General features: G+C 29.5%; 19 protein-coding genes and 1 riboswitch. Of the genes, 7 read left to right on the top strand and 12 right to left on the bottom strand.

From position 1 onward, the window contains the following. Window position 1: 1 nt before the first annotated feature. From DIS07_RS12100 to DIS07_RS12090, 3 genes are all read right to left on the bottom strand, one after another. Complete coding sequence (locus tag DIS07_RS12100) at window positions 2-1,177, bottom strand: O-succinylhomoserine sulfhydrylase (protein ID WP_109405520.1); 1,176 nt, start codon at window positions 1,175-1,177, stop codon at window positions 2-4. Between the two features lie 77 nt (window positions 1,178-1,254). Further along, complete coding sequence (gene thrA / locus DIS07_RS12095) at window positions 1,255-4,656, bottom strand: bifunctional aspartate kinase/homoserine dehydrogenase I (protein WP_109405519.1); 3,402 nt, start codon at window positions 4,654-4,656, stop codon at window positions 1,255-1,257. A gap of 101 nt (window positions 4,657-4,757) precedes the next feature. After that, window positions 4,758-6,032, bottom strand: a complete 1,275-nt coding sequence (locus DIS07_RS12090; protein WP_109405518.1) for an O-acetylhomoserine aminocarboxypropyltransferase/cysteine synthase family protein — start codon at window positions 6,030-6,032, stop codon at window positions 4,758-4,760. A 122-nt stretch (window positions 6,033-6,154) separates the two neighbouring features. Then, window positions 6,155-6,263: riboswitch (SAM riboswitch) on the bottom strand. Between the two features lie 374 nt (window positions 6,264-6,637). Between DIS07_RS12090 and metK the strand changes: the two genes are divergently transcribed. From metK to DIS07_RS15225, 3 genes are all read left to right on the top strand, one after another. Next, on the top strand, window positions 6,638-7,894 hold the full coding sequence (gene metK, locus DIS07_RS12085) for a methionine adenosyltransferase (RefSeq protein WP_109405517.1): 1,257 nt from the start codon (window positions 6,638-6,640) through the stop codon (window positions 7,892-7,894). Window positions 7,895-8,051: 157 nt separating this feature from the next. After that, on the top strand, window positions 8,052-10,544 hold the full coding sequence (locus DIS07_RS12080; RefSeq protein ID WP_109405516.1) for a zinc-dependent metalloprotease: 2,493 nt from the start codon (window positions 8,052-8,054) through the stop codon (window positions 10,542-10,544). Window positions 10,545-10,942: 398 nt separating this feature from the next. Beyond that, window positions 10,943-11,068: a hypothetical protein gene (locus DIS07_RS15225; protein WP_262503148.1), complete on the top strand. Its 126-nt coding sequence runs from the start codon at window positions 10,943-10,945 to the stop codon at window positions 11,066-11,068. A 22-nt stretch (window positions 11,069-11,090) separates the two neighbouring features. On the opposite strand, the gene DIS07_RS12075 is transcribed toward DIS07_RS15225, so the two are convergent. Next, the gene (locus tag DIS07_RS12075; RefSeq protein WP_109405515.1) at window positions 11,091-12,731 is read right to left on the bottom strand and encodes a mechanosensitive ion channel family protein; all 1,641 of its coding nucleotides are present in this window, start codon (window positions 12,729-12,731) and stop codon (window positions 11,091-11,093) included. A 92-nt stretch (window positions 12,732-12,823) separates the two neighbouring features. Between DIS07_RS12075 and DIS07_RS12070 the strand changes: the two genes are divergently transcribed. Then, window positions 12,824-13,216: a Spy/CpxP family protein refolding chaperone gene (locus DIS07_RS12070; RefSeq protein ID WP_109405514.1), complete on the top strand. Its 393-nt coding sequence runs from the start codon at window positions 12,824-12,826 to the stop codon at window positions 13,214-13,216. 166 nt (window positions 13,217-13,382) lie between these two features. Further along, window positions 13,383-13,856: a hypothetical protein gene (locus DIS07_RS12065; RefSeq protein ID WP_109405513.1), complete on the top strand. Its 474-nt coding sequence runs from the start codon at window positions 13,383-13,385 to the stop codon at window positions 13,854-13,856. Between the two features lie 63 nt (window positions 13,857-13,919). Here the strand turns inward: DIS07_RS12065 and DIS07_RS12060 are convergent, their stop codons facing one another. Genes DIS07_RS12060 through DIS07_RS12040 form a run of 5 tightly spaced genes read right to left on the bottom strand, consistent with a single transcriptional unit; the run spans window position 13,920 to window position 18,647 of the window. After that, window positions 13,920-14,435 (bottom strand): gamma carbonic anhydrase family protein, encoded by a 516-nt coding sequence (locus tag DIS07_RS12060; RefSeq protein ID WP_109405512.1) that lies wholly within the window; start codon window positions 14,433-14,435, stop codon window positions 13,920-13,922. Window positions 14,436-14,441: 6 nt separating this feature from the next. Beyond that, entirely contained in the window at window positions 14,442-15,173 is a 732-nt protein-coding gene (locus tag DIS07_RS12055) for a LytR/AlgR family response regulator transcription factor (RefSeq protein ID WP_109405511.1), read from the bottom strand. 2 nt (window positions 15,174-15,175) lie between these two features. Then, window positions 15,176-15,733: a hypothetical protein gene (locus DIS07_RS12050; protein ID WP_109405510.1), complete on the bottom strand. Its 558-nt coding sequence runs from the start codon at window positions 15,731-15,733 to the stop codon at window positions 15,176-15,178. 2 nt (window positions 15,734-15,735) lie between these two features. After that, the gene (locus DIS07_RS12045) at window positions 15,736-17,925 is read right to left on the bottom strand and encodes a tetratricopeptide repeat-containing sensor histidine kinase (protein ID WP_109405509.1); all 2,190 of its coding nucleotides are present in this window, start codon (window positions 17,923-17,925) and stop codon (window positions 15,736-15,738) included. Beyond that, window positions 17,925-18,647, bottom strand: a complete 723-nt coding sequence (locus DIS07_RS12040; RefSeq protein ID WP_109405508.1) for a carboxypeptidase-like regulatory domain-containing protein — start codon at window positions 18,645-18,647, stop codon at window positions 17,925-17,927. The genes DIS07_RS12045 and DIS07_RS12040 overlap by 1 nt, the downstream gene beginning before the upstream one ends. Before the next feature lie 255 nt (window positions 18,648-18,902). Here DIS07_RS12040 and DIS07_RS12035 point away from each other — a divergent pair, with 255 nt between their 5' ends. Next, window positions 18,903-20,024: a vWA domain-containing protein gene (locus DIS07_RS12035; protein ID WP_109405507.1), complete on the top strand. Its 1,122-nt coding sequence runs from the start codon at window positions 18,903-18,905 to the stop codon at window positions 20,022-20,024. Window positions 20,025-20,064: 40 nt separating this feature from the next. Here the strand turns inward: DIS07_RS12035 and DIS07_RS12030 are convergent, their stop codons facing one another. Further along, on the bottom strand, window positions 20,065-20,904 hold the full coding sequence (locus DIS07_RS12030) for a glucosaminidase domain-containing protein (protein WP_109405506.1): 840 nt from the start codon (window positions 20,902-20,904) through the stop codon (window positions 20,065-20,067). Beyond that, window positions 20,901-21,857: a 1-aminocyclopropane-1-carboxylate deaminase/D-cysteine desulfhydrase gene (locus DIS07_RS12025; protein ID WP_109405505.1), complete on the bottom strand. Its 957-nt coding sequence runs from the start codon at window positions 21,855-21,857 to the stop codon at window positions 20,901-20,903. Before DIS07_RS12025 ends, DIS07_RS12030 begins: the two co-directional genes overlap by 4 nt. Before the next feature lie 114 nt (window positions 21,858-21,971). Between DIS07_RS12025 and DIS07_RS12020 the strand changes: the two genes are divergently transcribed. Then, window positions 21,972-22,466 (top strand): hypothetical protein, encoded by a 495-nt coding sequence (locus DIS07_RS12020; protein WP_181374593.1) that lies wholly within the window; start codon window positions 21,972-21,974, stop codon window positions 22,464-22,466. 130 nt (window positions 22,467-22,596) lie between these two features. Here DIS07_RS12020 and DIS07_RS12015 read toward each other — a convergent pair whose 3' ends face one another. Continuing rightward, window positions 22,597-24,513: an ABC-F family ATP-binding cassette domain-containing protein gene (locus DIS07_RS12015; protein WP_109405503.1), complete on the bottom strand. Its 1,917-nt coding sequence runs from the start codon at window positions 24,511-24,513 to the stop codon at window positions 22,597-22,599. Window positions 24,514-24,575 lie beyond the last annotated feature (62 nt).

The following is a 24,575-nucleotide window of genomic DNA, read 5'->3' as shown; positions in this document are numbered from 1 at the left end:
ATTATTTTAAAGTAAGAGCTTGAGCAATATCAGCAATAATATCTTCAATATTTTCTAATCCAACAGAAACACGAACTAAACCATCGGTAATTCCAACTTCTAATCGATCTTCTACTGATAATCTACCATGAGTCGTAGAAGATGGATGTGTCACAATAGTTCTTGTATCCCCTAAATTTGCTGATAATGAACACATTTTAATACTGTCTAAAAATTTTCTTCCGGCTTCAATTCCGCCTTTAATTTCAAAAGCTACAATATTTCCTCCTAATTTCATTTGCTTTTTAGCAACTTCATATTGTGGATGAGATTTTAAAAATGGATATTTAACCAACTCAACATTTTTATTTTCTTCTAGAAACTGCGCTAATTTTAAGGCATTTTCACAATGCTTTTCTACCCTTATAGATAGGGTCTCTAAACTTTTAGACAATACCCATGCATTAAATGGTGACATTGCTGGCCCTGTATTTCTTGCAAATAAATAGATTTCACGAATCAAATCAGCTTTACCAACTGAAACTCCACCTAAAACACGACCTTGTCCGTCAATCAATTTTGTTGCCGAATGAATTACCAAATCCGCACCAAATTTAATAGGTTGCTGAATGTATGGTGTTGCAAAACAATTATCAACAATAAAAATTAAATTATGTTTTTTGGCAATCTCACCAATCAATTCTAAATCTAAAATATCAACAGCAGGATTTGTAGGTGTTTCGATATAAAGAATTTTCGTATTTTCTTTGATTAAACTTTCTAAAACATCAACATCATCCACCTTAAAATATGATGTATCAATATTCCATTTTGGTAAGTATTTGGTAAACATACTGTGCGTTGAACCAAATACAGATCTACAAGAAACAATATGGTCTCCTGAGTTTAATAAAGCTGCAAATGATGAAAAAATCGCTGACATACCTGTTGCAAAAGCATAACCCGCTTCCGCCCCTTCCATTTCTACAATTTTATCTACAAATTCTGATGTATTTGGATTTGTAAACCTACTATATAAATTTCTTTCTTTTTCTTCTGCGAAAGATGATCGCATCTCTTCCGCATCTTCAAAAACAAAACTCGAAGTTAAATATAAAGGTGTAGAATGTTCTAAAAACTGTGTTCTTTCAGTTTGATTTCTTATGGCTTGGGTTTCAAATTTTTTTGATTGACTCATTTTTCTTTTAATAAGATTCTAATTATACCTTTTTGACTTTGAAAAAACAAAAATTTAGAATAATGTAAATAAATTTGCTAGTAGTTATGTTTTGCTAATCTTAAAATGTCTCCAAAGACTCCTCTTGCGGTCACACTTGCTCCTGCTCCTGCTCCTTGAATTACAATTGGTTGCTCACCATAAGACTCTGTATAAATCTCAAAAATAGCATCGGAACCTTGCAAAGAACCTAAAGGTGTATTTATTGGAGTTGATATTAATTTTACTTCTAGGTCTCCTTTATTTTGTGATAAATCACCACTCAACTCACCAATATAACGTAAAACATGATTTGGTTCTTGATTATTTTTTATCACCTGATATTCATCATCTAATAATTCTAAATTACTTAAAAAAGATGAAACTGTACCTTCTCTTAAATGTTTAGGAATTAAATTTGTAATATCTACCTCATCCAATTCATTCTCTAAATCGAGTTCTCTTGCTAAAATTAACAATTTTCTACCAACATCATTTCCCCCTAAATCTTCTCTTGGATCGGGTTCTGTAAATCCTTTGTCAATTGCTTCTTTTAAAACTTTTGAAAAAGGAACATCTTTTGCTGAAAAATTATTAAATAAATAACTGAGAGTTCCTGAAAAAACACCTCTAATTTTCGTGATATTCTCACCAGACTCGTGCAATAAACGAATAGTATCTATCAATGGTAAACCTGCACCAACATTAGTTTCATATAAATATTGTTTTTTATGCTCTTTTAATTTTGCTCTTACTTCTTGGTAAAAATCAAAAGACAAAGTATTGGCTATTTTATTACAAGAAACTAAGTCGAAACCAGTTTCAATTAAAGGAATATAATTACTTACAAAATCTACACTCGCTGTATTATCAACAGCAATTAAATTTTCAAAATGATTTGATTTAGCAAATTCAATAACATCTCTAACAGTTATATTTTCATTACCATTATTAAGCAAATCTTCTTTCCAATTTTTACCAACTCCAGATTTATTCAACAAAACTTTTTTAGAGTTAGCTACAGAAAAAACATTTAATTGAATCTTACGTCTTTCTAAAACAGATTGTGTATTCTCAATAATCTGATCGATTAAAGTTCCGCCCACTAAACCTTTACCAAAAATGGCTATATTCACTTTTTTAGTAACTCCAAAAACCTGACCATGAATTACATTAACAGCTTTATGCAGTTGTTCTTTTTTTACAACCAAACTAACATTCTTACCAGTAACTGTATTATTAAATAATACTGGAATGATTTGATTTTTAATTAAAGCGTTATATGGTAGATGAAACTCACTCAAATCTTGACCTATAATAGAAATTACAGATACATTATTAATTACAGAAATCTGATTTACATCTTGAGCGTAAAAATCTTTCTCAAACTCATTTTCTAGAGCAACAACAGCATCCTTAGCTTTATCTGCATCTATAATTAAACCAATTCCTCTTTCTGAAGAACCTTGAGAAATAATACTTACACTAATATTTTTATCACCTAAAGCTTTAAAAATTCTTGCATCTACACCAACTTTACCCAACAATCCTCTACCTTCAAAATTAATTAATGCCACATTATCTATGGTAGAAATAGATTTAATTCCTTTTGTAGATGATTCTGATGTAATTAATGTTCCTTTATCATTCTTATTAAAAGTATTTAAAATTCTAAGGTTAATGTTCTTTTCTAATAAAGGAATAATCGTTTTTGCGTGTAAAATTGATGCTCCAAAATTTGCCAATTCGTTTGCTTCAGAGTAAGAAAGTTGCTCAATCTTTTTTGCATCTGCAACCAAATCTGGATTCGCTGTATAAATCCCACTAACGTGAGTATAATTCTGCAATTCATCTGCATCTAAATAGTTTGCTAATAAAGCTGCTGAATAATTACTACCATTTCTTCCCAAAGTTGTAGTTTCTCCTTTTTTATTGGATGCAATAAAGCCAGTTACAATATTAATTTTGTGAGAATTCTTTTTAAAATATTCGTTTACTTTTTCTTTAGAAAGAGTGTTAATTGGCTGCGCATTCCCAAAGTTATCATCAGTAATAATTAAAGCTCTTGCATCCACAAAATCTGCAGGAATACCCTCAAGTTCTAACAAACGTGAAATTAACTTTACTGATAACAACTCTCCTTGTGCTAAAACTTCGTCTTTTATTTTCTGGCTGCAATCACCTAATAAAGAAACTCCCTCAAAGATTGTTTCTAATTTTGAAAACTCATTAGAAAAGTCAATCTCTAAATTTGGTTCATTTTGATAATTCTTAAAATTTTCAAAATCAGACTGATAAGATTTCTTTAGTAATGCTTTTTCTAAAATTGACTCTAAATCATTTGTTGAATTTCCTCTTGCAGAGGCTATCACGGTAATTTTTTCGCCATTTTTAAACTTATTAGAAATAATTTGAATAGCATTTTTTAAACCTTTTCCATTCGCTAAAGATTTTCCTCCAAATTTGATGATTTTCATTTTTTTCTCTCTGTAATCTTTATTAAAAATAGATTCAATAATTTTTTCTAATTGATCGTATTCTATTAAAAAAGCATCATGCCCATGCACTGAATTAATTTCGTTATATGTTACATTCTCTTTTGTGAGCGCAATTTGTTTATGTGTTTCTCTATTTTCTTCAGCAGTAAAAAACAAATCAGAATCCACACCAATTATATGAATATTGGCATCAATTTCATCTAAAATATCTATAGCTTTTTCTCCTCCAACAGTAACATCAATCGTTTTTAGCAATTGATTCATTAGTTTATAAGAAGATAACTGATAACGTTCTTGTAATTTTTTACCATGATGTAATAACCAACTCTCAACATTAAAAAAGTCTGAATCTTCTTTTTTCGAGCGTTGAAAACGTTCTTTAAAAGATTCTGGTGTTCTATAACATAGCATTGCATGCATTCTTGCATCATGCACCGGATTTTTAGAATTGATTAAAAATTGCTCTTGAATTTGGCAATTAGCAATTAACCAATCTGTAGATTTCCAATCTGTTGCAATCGGAATAAAATGTTGGGTTAAATTATTTTTTAAAACTACCATTTCCCAAGCAATTCCGCCACCTAATGAACCTCCAATTAATGCAAATAGCTGTTCTATTTTTAATTTTTGTAATCCTTCTAAAAAAATTCTAGCTACATCTCTAGCAATAAAATCTTTGTAATTATCAATCAAAAAGCCATCAAAACCATTTCCAGGAATATTAAAAGATAAGACTGAAAAAACATCAGTATTTATAACTTTCTCTTTACCTACAATATCTTTCCACCAGCCATTTTTTCCACCAACTTCACTATTTCCTGTCAAGGCATGATTGATTAAAACAACAGGTGCTGTACCTAGCTCTTTTCCAAAAACTTGATAACTTAAATTTAATTCAGAAACTTGAATTCCAGATTCTGTTTTAAAATCAATTATTTTGATATGTTGAAGTAAATTTTTCAAATTATTGACTAGAATGGTTTTTAAATAATTTGTTTTAAGTATGAGTTAAAACACCTACAAGATTTAAAATCTTGTAGGCATGAACTGTAATAATTGTAGTATTATATTTTTGCAAAAGCTGCTTTTAAATCTGCTTTTAAATCTTCAATATCTTCAATACCGACAGACAATCTAATTAAATCTTGAGAAACTCCTGCACTTGCTTGTTGGGCTTCATCTAATTGTTGATGTGTTGTACTTGAAGGATGAATGATTAACGATTTTGTATCACCAATATTTGCTAGTAAAGAGAAAATATTTGTTTCATTAGAAATGGTTTTGGCAGCTTCAAAACCTCCTTTGGCTCCAAAAGTTACAATTCCACTTTGTCCTTTAGGTAAGTATTTTTTTGCTAAAGCATTGTATTTACTACTCTCTAATCCTGGGTAATTTACCCAAGCAACTTCTTCCTGAGCTTCTAACCATTTTGCCAATTCTAACGCATTTTCTGAATGTTGTTTGATACGAACTGGTAAAGTCTCTAAACCTTGAATTATGTTAAACGCATTGGTTGGACTAATTGCTCCACCAAAATCACGTAATCCTTCTAAAATCAATTTAAAAGTATATGATGCTGCACCTAATGTTTCATAGTATTTTAATCCATGGTAACCCGCAGAAGGTTCAGTAAATTCTGGGAATTTACCATTACTCCAATCAAAAGTTCCACCATCAATAATGGCACCACCTAAAGAATTTCCTTGACCACCAATATACTTAGTTAACGAGTGAATTACAATATTCGCTCCGTGTTTTAATGGGTTTAACAATGCTGGAGTCGCCACCGTATTATCAACAATAAAAGGAACTCCTGCTGCTTTAGAATGTACAGCAATTGCCTCTAAATCTAACACATCTAATTTTGGGTTCCCTAATGATTCCACAAAAATTGCTCTTGTATTCTCTTGGACTGCAGCTGCAAAATTATCAGGGTTTGATGCGTCTACAAAGGTCGTTGTAATGCCTAATCTTGGTAAAGTTACATTTAATAAATTATAAGTTCCACCATACAAACTACTAGATGCTACAATATGATCTCCTGCTTTTAACAAGGTTAATAATCCTGTAGAAATTGCTGCTGTACCAGATGCAAAAACTACTGCGCCTATCCCACCTTCAACTGCAGCTAAACGCTCTTGCAAGATTTGATTTGTAGGATTGTTTAAACGTGTATAAATAAACCCTAATTCTGCTAAAGAAAATAAATTTGCTGCATGATCTGCATCATTGAAAACATAAGATGTAGTTTGATAAATAGGCACTGCCCTTGTACCTGAAGTCTGTGTTACATCATGTCCTGCGTGCAACGCATTTGTTGCTAATTTGTGTGTACTCATTTTTCTATTTTTTTGAGTTAATAAATCATTAAAACAAAAGTCAAATGCATCATTTTTTTTGATGTACTTAAAAGAAAAATGTTATTAAGAAAACAGTAATTTCTTTATTAAGAAATTCTTTTTTGTTATCTATCCAATTAAAAAACTGAGTAGAATTTAGCACCTTCTTTAAAGTTTAAAGGGTTGCTAAGGTTTCAACGGGTCTAATCCCTACACCTTTCTTGATAACATTTCAATAAGTTATTGAACTTTGTGAATGCAAATATTGCAACAGAAAAACTTAGTATCCAAATAAAATGAAGTTTATTTTTTATTTAATATTGAATTCGTAATTTTTTTTACAATGCTTTAACCATTATTCAAAATCATTAATTTAAAGCTTATAAAATTGTTTTATTAATGATAGTATCAAAAATAATTATGATAAAAAAATAGTGATATTTCATTTTATAGTGTAAATTTGCCACATAATTAAGAGGATAAATTTGAACTGATTGCAACCTCTTTTTCTGAAACATCAGAAGAAACAAAATGCTAAAGCAGTAATTTTATACTTCTTTTAGCATTTAGCAATCTTTTTTTTAACACTAAAAACCACATTAAGTATGTCATATTTATTTACATCAGAAAGTGTTTCTGAAGGGCATCCAGATAAAGTAGCAGATCAAATATCTGATGCATTAATTGATAATTTTTTAGCTTTTGATAAAAGCAGTAAAGTAGCTTGTGAAACTTTGGTTACAACTGGTCAGGTAGTTTTGGCCGGAGAAGTAAAGTCAAAAACATACCTTGACGTTCAAAAGATTGCAAGAGATGTGATTAATAAAATTGGATATACAAAAGGAGAGTATATGTTTGATGGAAATTCTTGTGGTGTTCTTTCTGCAATTCACGAGCAATCTCCGGATATTAATCAAGGAGTTGATAGAGCTAAACCAGAAGAACAAGGTGCAGGAGACCAAGGAATGATGTTTGGTTATGCTACCGACGAAACCGAAAACTATATGCCTTTGGCTTTAGAATTATCTCACAGATTGTTAAAAGAATTAGCAGCCTTAAGAAGAGAAAATAACGACATCACTTACTTAAGACCCGATGCTAAAAGTCAGGTTACTATTGAATATTCTGACGATAATGTTCCCCAAAGAATTGATGCGATTGTAATTTCTACACAACATGATGATTTTGATACTTCCGAAGAAGTAATGTTGGCAAAAATCAAAAAAGATATTGTTGAAATTTTAATACCAAGAGTTGTAGCAAATTTACCTGCTCATATTCAAAAATTATTCACTAATGATATCACCTATCATATCAATCCAACAGGAATTTTTGTAATCGGAGGTCCTCACGGAGATACAGGTTTAACAGGGCGTAAAATAATTGTAGATACTTATGGTGGAAAAGGTGCTCATGGTGGCGGTGCTTTTTCTGGGAAAGATCCATCTAAAGTTGATAGATCTGGAGCTTATGCAACTAGACATATTGCCAAAAACTTAGTTGCTGCTGGTTTATGTAAAGAAGTATTAGTACAAGTTTCTTATGCTATTGGTGTTGCAAAACCCACAAGTATAAATGTAGAAACTTATGGCACTGCAAAAGTTGATTTAACTGATGGAGAAATCAGTAAAAAAGTAGAAGAAATTTTTGACATGCGTCCTTATTTTATCGAAAAACGCTTAAAATTAAGAACACCTATTTACTCTGAAACTGCTGCTTACGGGCATATGGGAAGAACTCCAGAAATAAAAACTGTAACATTTACAAACCCAATGGGAGAAACCATCTCTGAAGAAGTTGAAACCTTTACATGGGAAAAATTAGACTATGTAGATAAAGTAAAACAAGCTTTTAAATTTTAATTTTTTTTCAAATATTATTAACCTCCAAAACTAATTGTTTTGGAGGTTTTTTTCTTCATAAAATTCTTAGAGTAAAGCCTGTCTCTTTAACATTAATTTAAGACCTCATCTTTCTTTGTTTGCTTAATTTCGAAGTCAATTCAAATGAAATATAATTATGACAAAAAAAATACTCTCGCAACTACTTCTAGTTGCCTTGGTTTTTGGATTTTCTACCGAAATTAACGCTCAATTCTGGAAAAAAAAGAAAAAAGAAGTAAAAAAAACATCCGTAAAACCTAAACCAAGACCAAAAAAAGGCGACATACAACCTTATAATAAAGTAGTTACCAAAGACCACAAGACAGATGAAGGTCTTTTTAAAGTTCATACAAAAGACAATTCTTATCTTTTCGAAATACCCGATTCTCTTTTTAAAAGAGAAATGTTAATGGTTACAAGAATCGCTAAAACTGCTTCTGGAATAGGATTTGGTGGAGGAAAAACCAACACTCAAGTTTTGCGCTGGGAAAAGAAAAACAAACAAATATTATTAAGAGTAGTCTCTCATAATGTTGTCGCTGACACAATATTGCCAGTTCATGAAGCAGTTGTAAATTCTAATTTAGAACCAATTTTATTTTCGTTTCCAATAAAAGCATTCAGTAAAGATTCAACAGCTACGGTAATTGATGCTACTTCTTTATTATCTTCAGATGTTAAACCACTTGGATTCCCTGGTTTTTATAGAAAATTTTATCAAGTATCTAGAATAGATAAAACTCGTTCTTATGTAGATAGAGTTAGCAGTTACCCTCAAAATATTGAAATTCGTCACGTTAAAACATATTTTGCAAATAAAGCACCATCCAATTCCGCTTTAGGATCTATTACTGTAGAAATGAGTAACTCTATGGTTTTACTACCAAAAGTACCAATGAAACGTCGTTATTTTGATGAAAGAGTTGGTTGGTTTGCTAGAAGTCAAACCGATTATGGATTAAAAGCTCAAAAAAGTAAATCTGTTACCTTTTTAGATCGATGGAGATTAGAAGTTAAAGATGAAGATTTAGAAAAATTTAAAAGAGGCGAATTAGTTGAACCTAAAAAACAGATTGTATATTATGTAGATAGAGCTACCCCAAAAGAATGGGTACCCTTTATAAAACAAGGAATCAACGATTGGCAAGTTGCTTTTGAAGCAGCAGGTTTTAAAAATGCAATTATTGCAAAAGATCCGCCAAGTAAAGAAGAAGACCCAGATTGGAGTCCAGAAGATGTGCGTTATTCTGTAGTACGTTATTTAGCTTCTCCAATACCAAATGCAAACGGACCTCACGTAAGTGACCCTAGATCTGGAGAGATTTTAGAATCTGATATCAACTGGTATCATAATGTAATGACTTTATTAAAAAATTGGTTTTTTATTCAAACTGCAGCTATTAACCCAGATGCAAGAAGTAAAGAATTTAAAACTGAAGTTATGGGACGTTTAATTCGTTTTGTTTCATCACATGAAGTTGGACACACCTTAGGTTTACCTCATAATATGGGTAGTTCTGTCGCTTACCCTGTAGATTCTTTACGTTCTGCAACTTTTACACAAAAATACGGAACGGCACCATCTATTATGGATTATGCTCGTTTTAATTACGTTGCACAACCAGAAGATAAAGGCGTAGCTCTAATGCCAAATATTGGTCCTTATGATAAATATGCAATTTCTTGGGGATATAGACCTATTTTAGAAAAAACTGCTAAAGAAGAAAAACCAATTCTTGATCAATGGATTTTAGCAAAAGCTGATAACCCAATGTACCGTTTTGGGCACCAACAAGCAGGTGGTGTTGTAGACCCAAGTTCTCAAACTGAAGATTTAGGTGATAATGCAATGAAAGCATCTATGTATGGCATTAAAAACTTAAAAAGAATTTTACCAAACTTAGAAAAATGGACTTCTGAAAAAGGGGAAAATTACGACGAGTTACAAACCATGTATGGACAGTTAATAAGTCAGTTTAATCGTTACATGGGACATGTAACAGCTAATGTTGGTGGTGTTTACGAATATTTTAAAACTTCTGACCAAGATGGGGCCGTTTACACTCATGTTAATAAATCAACTCAAAAAGAAGCTTTACAATTTGTAATTGATGAATTATTTAAAACACCTACTTGGATGTTAAATAAAAACATATTTAGTAAAACTGAATTTTCTGGTTCTATTGAAAGAGTTCGTAGTTTACAGTCAAGAACTTTAAATAACATTCTAAATCCAGGAAGAATGGCTCGTATGATAGAAAACGAAACATTAAACGGTGCATCTTCTTATACTTTAGTGAATATGATGAGTGATTTACGCAAAGGAGTTTGGACAGAAATGTATAACGGACGTACTATAGATACTTACAGAAGAAACTTGCAAAGAGCTTATTTAGATAGAATGAACTACCTTTTAAATGATGCAAAAGATCAAAGAGGTTTTAATAGTGGTTATTTTAAAAGAAGTGGAATCACTATCAATCAGTCTGATGTAAGATCTGTAATTCGAGGAGAATTAAAACGTTTACAACGTGATGCTAACAATGCTTCAAAATCTGGAAATACACTAAGACGATATCACTTACAAGATACTGTTGATAGAATTGATATGATTTTAGATCCTAAATAAAAACAATAATTTATTTTTAAAAACCTCATCAAATAAGATGAGGTTTTTTTTATATTTAAAAATGAATTATTTAACCATAGAAAAAACACCTCTAAACCCAGAATCTATTAGCTGTAAATATTTTATAGCTGAAAGAAAGAAACAAACACAAAATTGATATTCTAATCACTTCTTTTTCTGGAAAATACCCTTATGGTTCTCGAGGAAAAAATCATGCAAGATTTATTGCAAGAAAAACAATTTCTAGTTTAATTGAATTTAATCCTGAAGCTATTATTTTAGATTTTAGAGCATTAGAATACAATTGGGGTAATACTATTCTAAATGTTTTTGAATACATTTCTTTTCTCAAAGATTCTGATAACTTAGAGGAAGAACCTAGCTTCCCAGTTCTTATATTGGTTTCAGAAAAATCTAAAAATGGTATAACCTCTTTATTAACTCCAACGAATGCAAAAGGGTTTCCAAATTGGATTTTTGAAGATATTAATAAGGCTATTGAAAATGCTATTCAAAGAGGTTAATATTGGTTAGATAATTAATTCTTTAAGTATCACCTTCAAATTTCTCTCCTTTAAAATCTTCTAAAACTTTAGATATTGCTTTGTTAATTCGGTCTGTATTAGTATTGTACTTAGGCAATAAATCTTTCTTTTCTGGAAACTGCTCTATGGTAACTGTTGTTGATGGAAATGCAAAATCTACACCCAGTTCAGCTGCCAATTTTACAATGGCAATATGTAATCTATGTTTAGAAGATTGTTCTATACCCCAAGCTAAACTTTTAAAATAAACATTTACCATCACTAACAAAGCCGAGTCTCCAAAACCAGTAAACTCTACATTATAAGCTTCAGAACGAGTTTCTGGGTGTGCAATAATAATTTCTCTTACACCTTTTACAAATGCTTCAATTAGTTCTGGTGGTGTATCATAACGCAATCCTAAATTAGTATTATAACGTCTAAACAAGCGTAACCCCTTGTTATTAATTACAATTTCAGATAATTTACTATTGGGAATTTGATATACTGATGTATCAGCAGCACGAACTCTAGTAGATCGAAATCCAACTTTTTCTACAGTACCCACAACTTCTCCAGCCTCAATCCAATCTTCTATATGGAAAGGTTTATCTAGAAAAATCATAATAGTTCCTATCAAGTTTTTTACAGTATCTTGAGAAGCCAATGCAAAAGCTAATCCTCCAATTGTTGCACCTGCTAACATTGTGGTTGCATCAACACCAAAAAGAATTAATAATCTAAAAAGACCAACTACAATGACAACTCCTGTAAAAAAACTATGTAATATTGGCACTAACTGATCATCTAATCTACTATGAGTACGCTCAGTAAACTCAGAATAAATACGCATTACAACTTGAACTAACTTTAGAAAAACGTATATCCAAAAAACAGTTTTAGTTATATTTAAAGCTAGAAACACCCAAGTATTTACATCTAAACTAAACTGCAGTGAAGGAAAAACTTTATCAAAAAAAGCAACAACTACCAATAAACTAAGAGGATGCGCTAATTTTTTCAGCACTTTATCAACTTCAAAATTAGTATTTTTAGTTATTTGTTGTTGAATTTTTCTTAAAATATAAAAAGCGATTCGTTTTACAATTAAAAGTAAAAAATAAGCCAAAACTAAAACGATAAGCAATGCTACAAATTGCCACAACTCTACCCCCAAAATTTTTTTATGCCCAGAAACTGGGATTATATTCTGTATTTTTTGAACATACCAAGGAAAAACTTCCTTGTATAAAGCTTCAATTTTAGCAACAGTTTCGGAAGAATAATACCACTTTTCTCCTATTTTTTCTATATATATCTGCGGCATTCTTTGAGGAAATAAAACATATCTTTTATATGAAGAATACCCTATGGTGTCTTTATAATTAGGGTTTGTAGGTATTCTATTCAAGTCTACAAACAATCCTTTTCCGTCTAAGACTTTTTTAATTTTTATCGCTTTCCTAATAGATTCTTCCTCAGAATATCCTAAAATGGTTTGAGCCGCTTTTTGAGGTTGATAAGAATCTAATTGCAAAAAATACAAATGCGTATAAACAGTTGCATGAGGGTTACTCAAATCTACTTTTATACTATCCTGTTTATTTGTTTGTGCAAAACAAATAAATGGAATGATCAGCAATAATCTAAATATTTTTTTCATAACAAAAACGTTAAAACCTTGTTAATATATAGAACAAATTTAAACTATTTCTTTTTCTATGTGTCAAAGAAGAGAAATTAAAATTATAACTGATGAAAAAAATAATACCAATTCTACTTTTAGTATTTGCTTTTGCGTTTAACATACAAGCACAAAGAAAAGAAAGAAAAGTTTCTGTTGAACAGGTGCTAAAAAAAATGACAAAAGAATTAAATCTGACTAAAGCACAACAAAGTGAAATTAAACCACTATTAGTAGCTCAAATTGCAGATAGAAAAGCTATGAATAAAAAAAGAATAGCTATGAGAGAAGCTGGTGAAAGACCAACAAAAGAAATGCGAATACAGTTTCAAAAAGACAGAATTAAAAAAGAAACTGCAATGCATAAAAAAATGGCTGCCATTTTAAATAAAGAGCAATTCAAAAAATTTAAAACTATTGCTAAAGCAAAAAAAGAAAAAGGAAAAAAGAGAAAATTACAGTAAATTAGTTTTGGGTTGATTAGTTTATAAAAACTCGGTTTCATTATTGAAATCGAGTTTTATTTTTTAACTAAAAAATGTTAAACCACTGTTAAAGCAAAAAACAAATTAAACCTTTTTAAATTTTTATTGTCTTAAAACTGAAAATAATACTTAACAATTTATACTTATGAAAAATCTAGCAACAATTTTAGCTTTCGTATTTGCTTTTACATTTACTACTCAAGCACAAAAGAAAAGAAAAGAAAAGAAACCAAATTTTACTATTGAACAACGTGTGAATTTGGCAATTAAAAAAATGACTTTAGCTTTAGACTTATCTGATAAACAGCAAAAGCAATTAAAGCCAATTTTTATAGCACAGGCTACTCAGAGAAAAGCAGCAATGGAAAAAAGAAGAGAAGCTCGAAAAAACAAAAAGAGACCAACCGCAGAAGAGATTTATGCGATGAAAGATAAGCAATTAGACAATCGAATTATGATGAAAAACAAAATGAAAGACATTTTGAACAAAGAGCAATTCGAGAAGTTCAAAAAAATGCAGAAAAAAAGAAAATTGATGGCTATGAAAAAAATGAAGAAGAAGAAACAAATGATGGCTAAAAAGAGAAAAATGAAGAAACAAAAAAAAGACAGAAAATAAATTAATTTGGTTGATTGATTAATTTTAAAACCCGGCTTCTATACTGAAGTCGGGTTTTTATATCTATTCTTTAAACCAACTAGAATATTTTACATAGTTGTTGGCAATTCTGTCTATTTCACCAGAGATGAGTTCTTCAGAAATATCTTTTACTTTTTTTGCAGGAATACCTGCATAAATACTTCCACTTTCAACTCTTGTGTTTTTAGTAACAACTGCACCAGCTGCAATAATACTATTAGACTCTATCACGCAATCATCCATAATAATAGCCCCCATACCAACCAAAACATTATCATGAATTGTGCAACCATGTACAATTGCATTATGTCCAACAGAAACATTGTTACCAATATTTGTCGGCGATTTTTGATAGGTTGCATGAATTACAGCACCATCTTGAATGTTTACTTTATTTCCCATTTTAATGTAATGCACATCTCCACGAATTACAGCATTAAACCAAATAGAACATTCTTTTCCTAAGGAAACATCACCAACAACGGTAGCGTTTTCTGCAATATAACAATCTTCTGGTATTTTTGGGTGTTTTCCGTTTACGGGTTTTATTATTGGCATTTTCTTTTATTTAAAATAAGACAGCAAATTAGCTTTTTTAGAAGCAGAAACCAAAATTTCTTTTCCGTTAGAAACCAATACACTTCCGCCTTTTCCTTTCTTGTATTTGATAATTGCATTTACATTTACCAAATACGATTTATGAATTCTTGCAAAAGTATATTCGGTTAAAACCTCTTCGAAATACTTTAAGGTTTTACTGACTAATTTCTTAGAATTTGCCAAATGAATTTCGGTGTAATTATCATCCGCTTTACAAAAAATAATATCATTAATATCTAAGACTTCAAAACCATCTTGTTGCGGAATGGTTATTTTGCCTTTAGCCGAATTTCTTTTTGGCACTAATATTTGATGCTGTAATTGACTTTCTTTTTCTTTAATTTCTACAATAATATTTACAGCTTTAATCAACTCATCAATTGATATTGGTTTTAACAAATAGTAACTTGCGTCATTGTTTAACGCATCTATAGCATAATGGTCATAAGCTGTTACAAAAATTGTTTCAAAAGTTCTATCTTCTACTTTATCTAATAGATCAAACGCATTTCCAAAAGGCATTTCAACATCTAAAAAAACCAAATCTAATTCGTGTTTTTGAATGAGTAGATAGGCCTCTTCAATATTTTCTGCTTCACCCAACAAGGTAACGTTTGGACAATATTTACTAATGTAATTTCGTAGAATTTCTCTACTAATTTTCTCGTCTTCTACAATAATTGCTTTAAGTTTCATATTTAATAAATTCTTAATCCTCCAACTAATTTATACACTCTCTCATATTCATTTTTTGATTCGATAGCATCTAACTTTTTCACATTATAATTAAGTTTTAAAAGTTCTACATAAGAAGCATAAAATGCATTTTCATCTTTAATTACCTGACGTTTAATTTTTTTTATAACCTTTTCTTTATTCTTAAAATAGATACTATCATCAAAAATATAAAACCTTGAGTTTTTCTTTTCTGAGTTTGTAGGTTTAGGCAGTACTCCAGAAATTGTATGTTTTATTAAATAATCATTTTTAAAATAATAGGTATATTCAGCTGGATGCTTATTTAAAAAATAATAAAGTATTTTAATTTTAGAAATTTTCTTTTTCTTTTTATACCAAACTGTTTTTATTTTCAACGGGCTTAAAGTATCTAAATTTTTCATTTTTACTTTAGCTCTTTTTTCATAATTTTTAATTTCTTTCTCTAAATTTAAAACCCAAGAGTCCAATTCTTCTTGCTGAGCGACAATTTCACAAACTGAAGTTGTTATAAATAAAAACAACACGATTTTCTTCATCTTTATTTCTTTTTAAGTAACAATTCAACAACTGTTCCTTCTTGGTTTGCATTTACATCAGAAACTTTTACAACAATTCTTTCTTTGTACATATCATTTAAAATAGCAATTCTATTTTGTATTGTACTCATTCCTTTAGATTTCTGTTTTAATTGATTATTGGTTTTAATTTCTTGAGATTTTTTTCGCCCAATCCCATCATCTTTGATAGTAATTTTTACGGTTTCTTCATCTTTTTTTGTGATTGCAATTTCTAGGAAACCTTTCTCTTTTTTATACCTTAATCCATGCCAAATTGCATTTTCTATATAGGGTTGTAATAACATTGGCGGGATAGAAAACTGCTTTAAATTGATATTCTCATCAACAAAAATAGAATACTCAAACTTTTCTTTAAATCGGTTATGCTCTAATTTTGTATATAATTCTAAAAGTGATACTTCTTTTGATAATGAAATAAAATCTTCATCCGAATTTTCTAAAACTGAACGCATTAAAACGGAGAATTCAGATAAATATCTGTTTGCATTTCTTTCATCGTTAACTGCTATAAAACTATTTACAGAATTTAATGCATTAAAGATAAAGTGTGGATTCATTTGTGAACGCATCGATTTAAGTGCCAATAAATTATTGGCTAATTTTTGCTGTTTTATATTTCTAAACATAAAATACGCCAACAAACACATTAACAAAAAACCGCCAATTAGAGAATAAATAATTAAACGTTGCCTTTGATTACTTTCTTCTGACAAGCGTTGATCTATATAAGCTAAACTAATTTTACTTTGGGCTAATTCTTTATCTTTTTCTAAACTAGCTATCCGATTTTGGTTGTCTGAAATTTTCTTAGAAAAACGTTTTACCTGTTGAATTTCTTGTTCTTTTCTAATGTAAAGTTTATCCACCAAGTCTACATACTCTTGATAGCTTTTTAAGGCTTTATCATACTCTCCAACAGAAGCGTATACTTCAGATAATCTTCTTGTTGCATCCTTTTGAATTATAATATCTTTTTTAACGTCTGCATCTTTTATACTTTTCTTTAAGAAAGGAATTGCTTCTTTATAGGCTTCTTTTTGAATATAAGCTTTACCAATTTTATAATTTATTTTCTGAGATGTAATAGAATCTGGGTCGTTTTTAATATTTTTTTTGGGGTTTAAGCTTAACTCCGTTTTTTTAAGACTTTCTTTTCTAAGTTTTATTTCTTCGTCGAAACGACTATTAGAATTGAAAAAATCCGCTACTTTTTCTTCTTCTTTTAAGGCTCTTTTTACATTTTCTTTTTGGGCAAGATTTAAAGAGTTTTTATATCGCTCCGTTGCTTTAACCACCTTACCTTGTGCTGCATAAACTTCTGCTATCTTAGAATTTAAGTCAGTAATTTTGGGGGTAACAACATTCTCTTTTGCTATAGTAAGTGCATTGTTATAATTTAAAATAGCTTTATTATAACTTTTATTTTTAAAGTAAATATCTGCTAAACCTTCAAAGACAATAATTTTATCATAGTAGTTTAATCTTTCTTTTTCAAGTGCTTTAAAAACAGTTTCTGCTGCTGCTAAATCACCTTTTAAAAACAAAGTTTTAGCCAAAGAAAATTTAATAATTTTTTCTTTCTTTATTTGAATGGATAATTTGTAATTATTAACCGCTAAATCGTATTGTTTCCAATACAAATAAATATCACCTAGAAGCTTATAGGTTGATGCATTTCTTTCTCTAGGTTGTTTACCTTTTAAGGCTTTTTCGATAAAAGACAAACTCTTTTCAATATTCTTTTCTTTGTAAAACTTAGCCGAATCTATATGTAGCATATAGAAATCTGTTACTTTGGAAATTATTTTTCTTTTTGATGAATATTTTGCATTTTCAATATAACCTTCGACTAAAATTTTTATTTCCTCATCCGATTTTATTGTGTAGTAAACTGTTTCAAAATCTGGGTGAGATACCCGTAATTCGTCTCCAACTTTTGCTTTTATTATGTAGTGCCCGTATATTTGAGAATATCTAAAAAAATTTCCACCCACATAAACGTCTGCATTGTTAATTCTTTGTCCATTTTCTTTTCCTTCTACAATAAGTTTAATCGAAAATTCAACTCCTTTTTGGGTGTTATACGTTTGCGACAAACAGATATTTGCAACGAATAGTAAAAGTATAAATAAGTGTTTTTTTAAATTCATTACTGTTTTTTATTCTCTTTTTTTCTAAATATATTTCCAATTCTTTTAAAAATATTAGGCTTTTTCTCTACAGCAACCATTCCAGCAATAATAGATATATCTCCTAAAACAGTATCATCTTCTTCCATTTTAACCACCAAAGGTTTTTTAATAGATAAAATATCTACTTCTTGGTTTTTGTAACCTAAATAAGAAAAAACTAAGATATGAGAGTTTCTTTTCTTATTAGGGATTTTTATAGAGAAATTACCATCAAAATCAGTTTGAGCACCTATTTTAGAGCCTTTTAAAAGAATAGAAGCCCCTAGCAAAACACCCGACAAATCTTTAACTTTCCCTTTTATGGTAATAAACTTATCTAAAGAATCCTTTTTAATTAATACTTTCCCTTTTGTAAGATGTACCTCTTGTAAAGTATCTTTTTTAGATTGAGAAAAAATAGGTCCTGAAGCTGAAATGGCAGAAATTAAAGCTAAACTTGCTGCAATTTTAGATAAATTATTTTTTTGATTTGTTTCTATTTCTTTATCCAGTTGTGCAGCGTTAAATCGTCCGCAAAGATTAGGCGCATTTAAAACTTTCTTAGAAATTTCTCCATTTGTTAATTTGGTAAAATCAATAACTTCTTTATTACAACTCGCACAGAATTTTCCTTGCTGAGTTGGTGTCATTTCACTCCACTTTTCGTGACAAGGTTCAGCTATTTTAATTTTATACTTCATCTTATTTCTTTATTAATTCTGAGTAAATCTAATCACAAAAAACCATCAAAAAAAATCAAAAAAATCAATAACAGCATAGAAAAACCACTAAAAATCAGTGTTAAATAATTCTACAAACTCATTCACTCAATCATAAAGCCTTTTCACTCATTCTCATTTTTTTAAGAATTAAGTTGGCTGTATTATTGAAACATCAAACACAAACCAAACTTTTAAACATCTGTAAACCTAAAAAACAATCTTAAATTAAAAATTATGAAAACATTTGTATTAAAAGCCATTGCATTGCTATTCTTTAGTCTCTCTTTTAATAGTTATGCATCAAATCAACCTAAACCCAAAAAGCAAACTATTAAAGTTGCTTTGTTATTAGACACAAGCAATAGTATGGACGGTTTAATTAATCAAGCTAAAGCCCAACTTTGGGAAATTGTTAATGAATTATCGTATGCCAAATACGGAATTCAAAAGCCGAATTTAGAAATTGCACTATACGAGTATGGAAATTCTTCTTTACCAAGTAAAGAAGGTTTTATTAGACAGGTTTTACAATTTAGTAGCGACTTAGATGAAATTTCTGAAAAACTATTTTCTTTAAAAACAAATGGTGGTAATGAATTCTGTGGTCAGGTGATTAAAACATCGTTAAATGAACTTTCTTGGGGGAAAAATAAAAATGATTTACGTTTAATTTTTATTGCAGGTAATGAACCTTTTACACAAGGAAAAATCAATTATAAAGAAGCAATCACAGACGCAAAAGAAAAAGATATTATCATTAACACTATTTTTTGCGGAAACTATAATAACGGAATTTCTGGAATGTGGAAAGATGGAGCTGATTTAGGCGGTGGAGATTATATGACCATTAATCAGGATAAAAAAATTGTACATATTGTAACTCCTTATGATAATGAAATTATCATTCTAAATAAAAAATTAAACAAAACTTATATTTATTACGGCAACAAAGGGTATTCAAAATTTTCTTCTCAAAAACAACAAGATGTAAACGCAGAATCTTTAGATGAAGTTGTTATTGTTAAAAGAGCGGTTAGTAAAAGTTCTCGTTTGTATGAGAACTCTACTTGGGATTTAGTTGATGCTGAAAAAAAACAAAAAGTAGATTATAAAAAAATTCAGAAATCTAAATTGCCAAAGATATTGCAAAACAAATCGGAAGCAGAAATAAAGGCTTACGTTAAATTAAAAGCCAAAGAAAGAGCAAAGATTCAGGGAAAAATTAAAGAATTAGACAAAAAAAGAAGAAGTTATATTGCCAAGAAGCAAAAAAATGAAAATAAAAAAGATGTTTTAGATAATGTGATGATTAAAGCAATAAAGAGACAAGCAAAAACGAAGAATTATTCTTGGTAAAATATTGGTTAGTTGATTTTAAAGGCCTATTTAACTTAGTTTAATAGGCTTTTTTTACCAACAGCTCTTGCCCAATAGAAATAGTATTATCTTTTAATCCGTTGATTTCTTTTAATTTATTAACTGAAATTCCAAATTTTCTAGAAATCGAATAAAGCGTATCCCCTTTTTTTACTTTGTAATATTTTTCTTTACCCTTTTTCTGATTTTTATTTTTAGTTGAATTTTTAGAAAACTTAAAATCTCTTTTATTTACTTTATCAAACTCATACAATTTGTACCTTTCTATAATACCAATTAATTTATTTGGGTATTTTTTATCTGTTGCATAACCCGCTTTTTTTAAGCCTTTTGCCCATCGCTTATAATCTCTTAATTTATAATTGAATAAAAAAGCATAACGTCTTCTTTTGGTTAAAAATTCTGAATGGTCGTTGTAAGAAGTTTCGACATATTGGTATTTTCTAAAGCATTCTTGATCTTCATCATCATCGTGATACACACGTTCTCCTTTCCATTGCGTATGGCATTTTATCCCAAAATGATTGTTAGATTTTTTTGCTAATTGACCATTTCCACTACCAGATTCTAAAATTCCTTGTGCTAACGTGATACTTGCTGGTATTTTATGAATGTGCATTTCTTTGACAGCAATTGCTGCATATTTTTCTATATACTTTAATGTTGTTTTATTAAGCTTCTTATTCGTTTTATGAAGCTTTTTAATATGTTTACCCTCTTTTACCGATGGCAATTTTACTGGTTTTGGTTCTATTAAAACAACACCAGGGTTTTTCTTTTTTTCAACAATGTTTTTCTTTCCAAAACAACTTGTTAAAATCAAAACACATAAACAATATAATAGAACTCTTAACTTCATAAAACTTTTATAACCTGTTGATTTTTCTTTCTCAATTTTTGATTGAATCCTTCTATTCCTTGAATTCCACCCGTATGAATCGCTAAAATTTTACTTCCTTTAGAAAACTTGTCTTTTTTTATTAAATCTAAAATACCAAATATCATTTTTCCGGTATAAATTGGATCTAATAATACTCCAGTAGATTCTCGAAAACTATTAATAAAACGAATCAAATCTTCGTTATATTTTGCATAACCTCCAAAATGATACTCAGTTTGTAAACTCCAATTCTTTTTATTTACAAATTGCCTAATTTCATGATTTAAAAAATCCCCTTTTAAAGCAGGAAAACCAAAAACTTTTTGGTTCCTTTTCGATGCATTTATCAATCCAGAAATTGTTCCACCAGTACCAACAGCACAACAAATATAATCGAATTTAGCGTCTTCGATATTTAAAATTTCTTCACAGCCTTTTATAGCCAATGCATTGGTTCCTCCTTCTGGAATTAGATAAAAACCACCAAACTTATCTTGTAGTTGATTTATAAAATTTTGCTTGGATTTACTTCTGTAGTTTTCTCTAGAGATAAACTCGAAAGTCATTCCATTTTTATGTGCTTCTCTTAATGTAGAATTAATCTCTAGAGTTCTTGCTAGCTTATTTCCAAGTTCATCTCCTCTTATAATTCCAACAGATTTAAACCCGCTTAGATTTGCAGCAACTGCTGTTGCTAAAATATGATTAGAAAATGCTCCTCCATAGGTAATAACAATCTCTTTTTGTTGATTTTTTGCTTCCTGAATATTGTATTTAAGTTTTCGAAACTTATTTCCAGAGACAAAGGGATGAATTATATCTTCTCTTTTGATAAACAATTCAATTTTTTTTTCTTTCAAAATTGGAAGAAAAACTTGTTGGTTTTTACAAACAAAACCTTGATCAAAAAAAGAATTTGGTACATTATCCATAAAAAACAAAAATAGTAGATATAATTTTGAAACCAAACAACATGTTTGGCTTTATCAACATAAATTGCCATTTTTGCATACAATATAAAAGTAGATATGAGAAAAATTATACTAATGTTTTTAATTTTGATTTCATTCAATTGCGAATCAACAAAAAAAAACATATCCGAAACTCAAAATTGGATAAATTCTCAAAACTTTACTGTTATTAAACCTCAAAATTGGAGAGCTATTAAACATCACGGATATGTTGGCTATACACCATTTAAAAAAGGAGATAATTTCTTTAATAACTTGGTTTCAATTTTTCAATTTAAATTAAAAGAAAAACCAAAATTTGAAGAGTTTGTTGAGGATCAAATTAAACTCTTTGAAAAAACACTGAATATTTCTTCGCAAGAGATTCTAACTGAAAAAAATGATTTTGGAAACATTTACATTTTAAATAGCGAAACCACATGGAACGGAAAGGAATATAAACAAAAGACTATATATATAGAGCATAAAGGAGAGTATTATTATTACAATTACTCGTCACTAAAAGAATATTACACAAAATATTATGATGATGCTATTTCTATATTTCAAAGTATAAAATTCAAATTATAAAATACTTAGCACATGTGTTACACAACTCATATTCTTAGACAAGTTTCTTTAAATCAAACACTTCAGAGTTAAATTTAATTTTATAAACTAACACAAAAAAATAGGTATAAGAGTACTTATCGCTAATTTGTTAAAAATTTGTGACTTGCTCTTCAATCTTTTCCCATTCTTCCATCAACTGATCAACTTTTGCTTTTTTGGCTTTGTACTTTTCAAAGAAGTTAGGTCTTGCAGAAACTTCATCGTAGTTATTTGCTAACTCTAAGTCTATCTTTTCTATTTCAGACTCTAAATCTGCAATCTCAGTTTCTATTTTTGACAACTTATTATTGAGTTTCTTCAACTCTTTTTCTTGCTCTTTAGATAGTTGGTATGCTTCTTTTTTAGAACTGTCTTTTTCAGCTTTAACAACCGTTTTCTTTTCTGCATCACGCAAACTTTCCATTTTGTGCTGCTCTAAGAAATAATCTATATCACCCAAATACTCTTTAATTTCTTTATCTTTAAAACCATAAACAGTTGTGGTTAAACCTTGTAAAAATTCTCTATCGTGAGAAACTACAATTAAAGTACCATTAAAATTATTTAAAGCTTCTTTTAAAACTGTTTTTGAGGCAATGTCTAAATGGTTTGTTGGCTCATCCATTATCAACACATTAAAAGGCTGTAAAAGCAACTTACATAAGGCTAACCTGTTTCTTTCTCCTCCAGAAAGTACTTTTGCTTTTTTATCTACTGCATCTCCACCAAAAAGAAAAGAACCCAACATATCTCTAACACGCATTCTGTTAGAGTCTGTAGCAGCATCTTCCATAATTTCTAAAACCGTTTTTTCTGGTGGTAAATATTCAGATTGATTTTGAGCAAAATACCCAACCTCAACATTATGACCTAGTTTTAAATGACCTTCAAACGGAATTTCACCCACCATCATTTTTGCCAACGTAGATTTTCCTTGTCCGTTTTGACCTACAAAAGCAATTTTACTATTTCTTTCAATTAATAAATCTACACCTTCTAAAACATGTTTATCACCATAACTTTTAGATAAATTTTCTGCCTCTACAATAATTTTTCCTGGTTCTTTAGAAATTGCAAAACGCACATTCATTGCTTGATTATCATCTTGATCTACTTCAATCAACTCAACTTTATCTAGTTGCTTCATTAAAGATTGTGCCATAGACGCTTTACTTGCTTTGGCTTTAAACTTATCTATTAATTGTTGCTTTTGCTTAATTTCTTTTTCTTGATTCTTTTGAGCTTGTAATTGTTTTTCTTTAATTTCTCCTCTCAATAATAAAAATTGAGAGTAAGGTTTTTTATAATCGTAAATCTGACCTAGAGAAATTTCTATAGTTCTGTTTGTTACGTTATCTAAAAACATTTTATCGTGAGAAACTAATACAATGGCTCCCGCATAAGATTTTAAAAAGTTTTCTAACCATATAATAGATTCGATATCCAAGTGGTTTGTTGGCTCATCCAATAATAAAATATCGTTATTCTGAAGAAGGAGCTTTGCGAGTTCAATACGCATTCTCCATCCACCAGAAAAAGTATCTGTTAATTTATCAAAATCTTCTCTTTGAAAACCTAAACCTTGTAAAATTTTCTCTGTATCTCCTTGGTAATTATAACCTCCTAAAAGTTCATATCGTTCTGTAAAATCAGTTAAATCATGTATTAACTGCGTATATGCTTCACTTTCGTAATCAGTTCTTGTTGCTAATTGATTGTTAATTTCATCAAGTTTTAACTCAATTTCTTTAATTTCTTCAAATGCTTGGTAAGCTTCTTCTAAAATGGTTCTTCCTTGTACAAAATCTATATCCTGACGTAAAAATCCAATCTTTATATCTTTATCAAACGCCATAGTTCCTCCACTACTTTCTATGTCTTTAGAAAGTACTTTTAAGAGTGTTGATTTTCCAGCACCATTTTTTCCTATTAAACCAATTCTATCGCCTTTGTTTAGTTTAAAAGTAATTCCAGAAAACAAGTCAGTTCCCATAAAAGAAACTGTTAAATTATGTACGTTTAACATGTATTGTAATAATTGTTACAGATTTAGAGCAGTAAAAAATTTACCTTTGCAAAAATATATAA

Origin of the sequence: Polaribacter aquimarinus (assembly GCF_003129485.1) — a bacterium.
Taxonomy (GTDB): domain Bacteria; phylum Bacteroidota; class Bacteroidia; order Flavobacteriales; family Flavobacteriaceae; genus Polaribacter; species Polaribacter aquimarinus.
This window is presented reverse-complemented; position numbering and strand designations above follow the sequence as displayed.

Coding starts and splice junctions, on each gene's coding strand:
- DIS07_RS12100 (WP_109405520.1), bottom strand. CDS start 1,177: ATGAGTCAATCAAAAAAATTTGAAACCCAAGCCATAAGAAATCAAACT.
- DIS07_RS12090 (WP_109405518.1), bottom strand. CDS start 6,032: ATGAGTACACACAAATTAGCAACAAATGCGTTGCACGCAGGACATGAT.
- metK (WP_109405517.1), top strand. CDS start 6,638: ATGTCATATTTATTTACATCAGAAAGTGTTTCTGAAGGGCATCCAGAT.
- DIS07_RS12080 (WP_109405516.1), top strand. CDS start 8,052: ATGACAAAAAAAATACTCTCGCAACTACTTCTAGTTGCCTTGGTTTTT.
- DIS07_RS12075 (WP_109405515.1), bottom strand. CDS start 12,731: ATGAAAAAAATATTTAGATTATTGCTGATCATTCCATTTATTTGTTTT.
- DIS07_RS12070 (WP_109405514.1), top strand. CDS start 12,824: ATGAAAAAAATAATACCAATTCTACTTTTAGTATTTGCTTTTGCGTTT.
- DIS07_RS12065 (WP_109405513.1), top strand. CDS start 13,383: ATGAAAAATCTAGCAACAATTTTAGCTTTCGTATTTGCTTTTACATTT.
- DIS07_RS12060 (WP_109405512.1), bottom strand. CDS start 14,435: ATGCCAATAATAAAACCCGTAAACGGAAAACACCCAAAAATACCAGAA.
- DIS07_RS12055 (WP_109405511.1), bottom strand. CDS start 15,173: ATGAAACTTAAAGCAATTATTGTAGAAGACGAGAAAATTAGTAGAGAA.
- DIS07_RS12050 (WP_109405510.1), bottom strand. CDS start 15,733: ATGAAGAAAATCGTGTTGTTTTTATTTATAACAACTTCAGTTTGTGAA.
- DIS07_RS12045 (WP_109405509.1), bottom strand. CDS start 17,925: ATGAATTTAAAAAAACACTTATTTATACTTTTACTATTCGTTGCAAAT.
- DIS07_RS12040 (WP_109405508.1), bottom strand. CDS start 18,647: ATGAAGTATAAAATTAAAATAGCTGAACCTTGTCACGAAAAGTGGAGT.
- DIS07_RS12035 (WP_109405507.1), top strand. CDS start 18,903: ATGAAAACATTTGTATTAAAAGCCATTGCATTGCTATTCTTTAGTCTC.
- DIS07_RS12030 (WP_109405506.1), bottom strand. CDS start 20,904: ATGAAGTTAAGAGTTCTATTATATTGTTTATGTGTTTTGATTTTAACA.
- DIS07_RS12025 (WP_109405505.1), bottom strand. CDS start 21,857: ATGGATAATGTACCAAATTCTTTTTTTGATCAAGGTTTTGTTTGTAAA.
- DIS07_RS12020 (WP_181374593.1), top strand. CDS start 21,972: ATGTTTTTAATTTTGATTTCATTCAATTGCGAATCAACAAAAAAAAAC.
- DIS07_RS12015 (WP_109405503.1), bottom strand. CDS start 24,513: ATGTTAAACGTACATAATTTAACAGTTTCTTTTATGGGAACTGACTTG.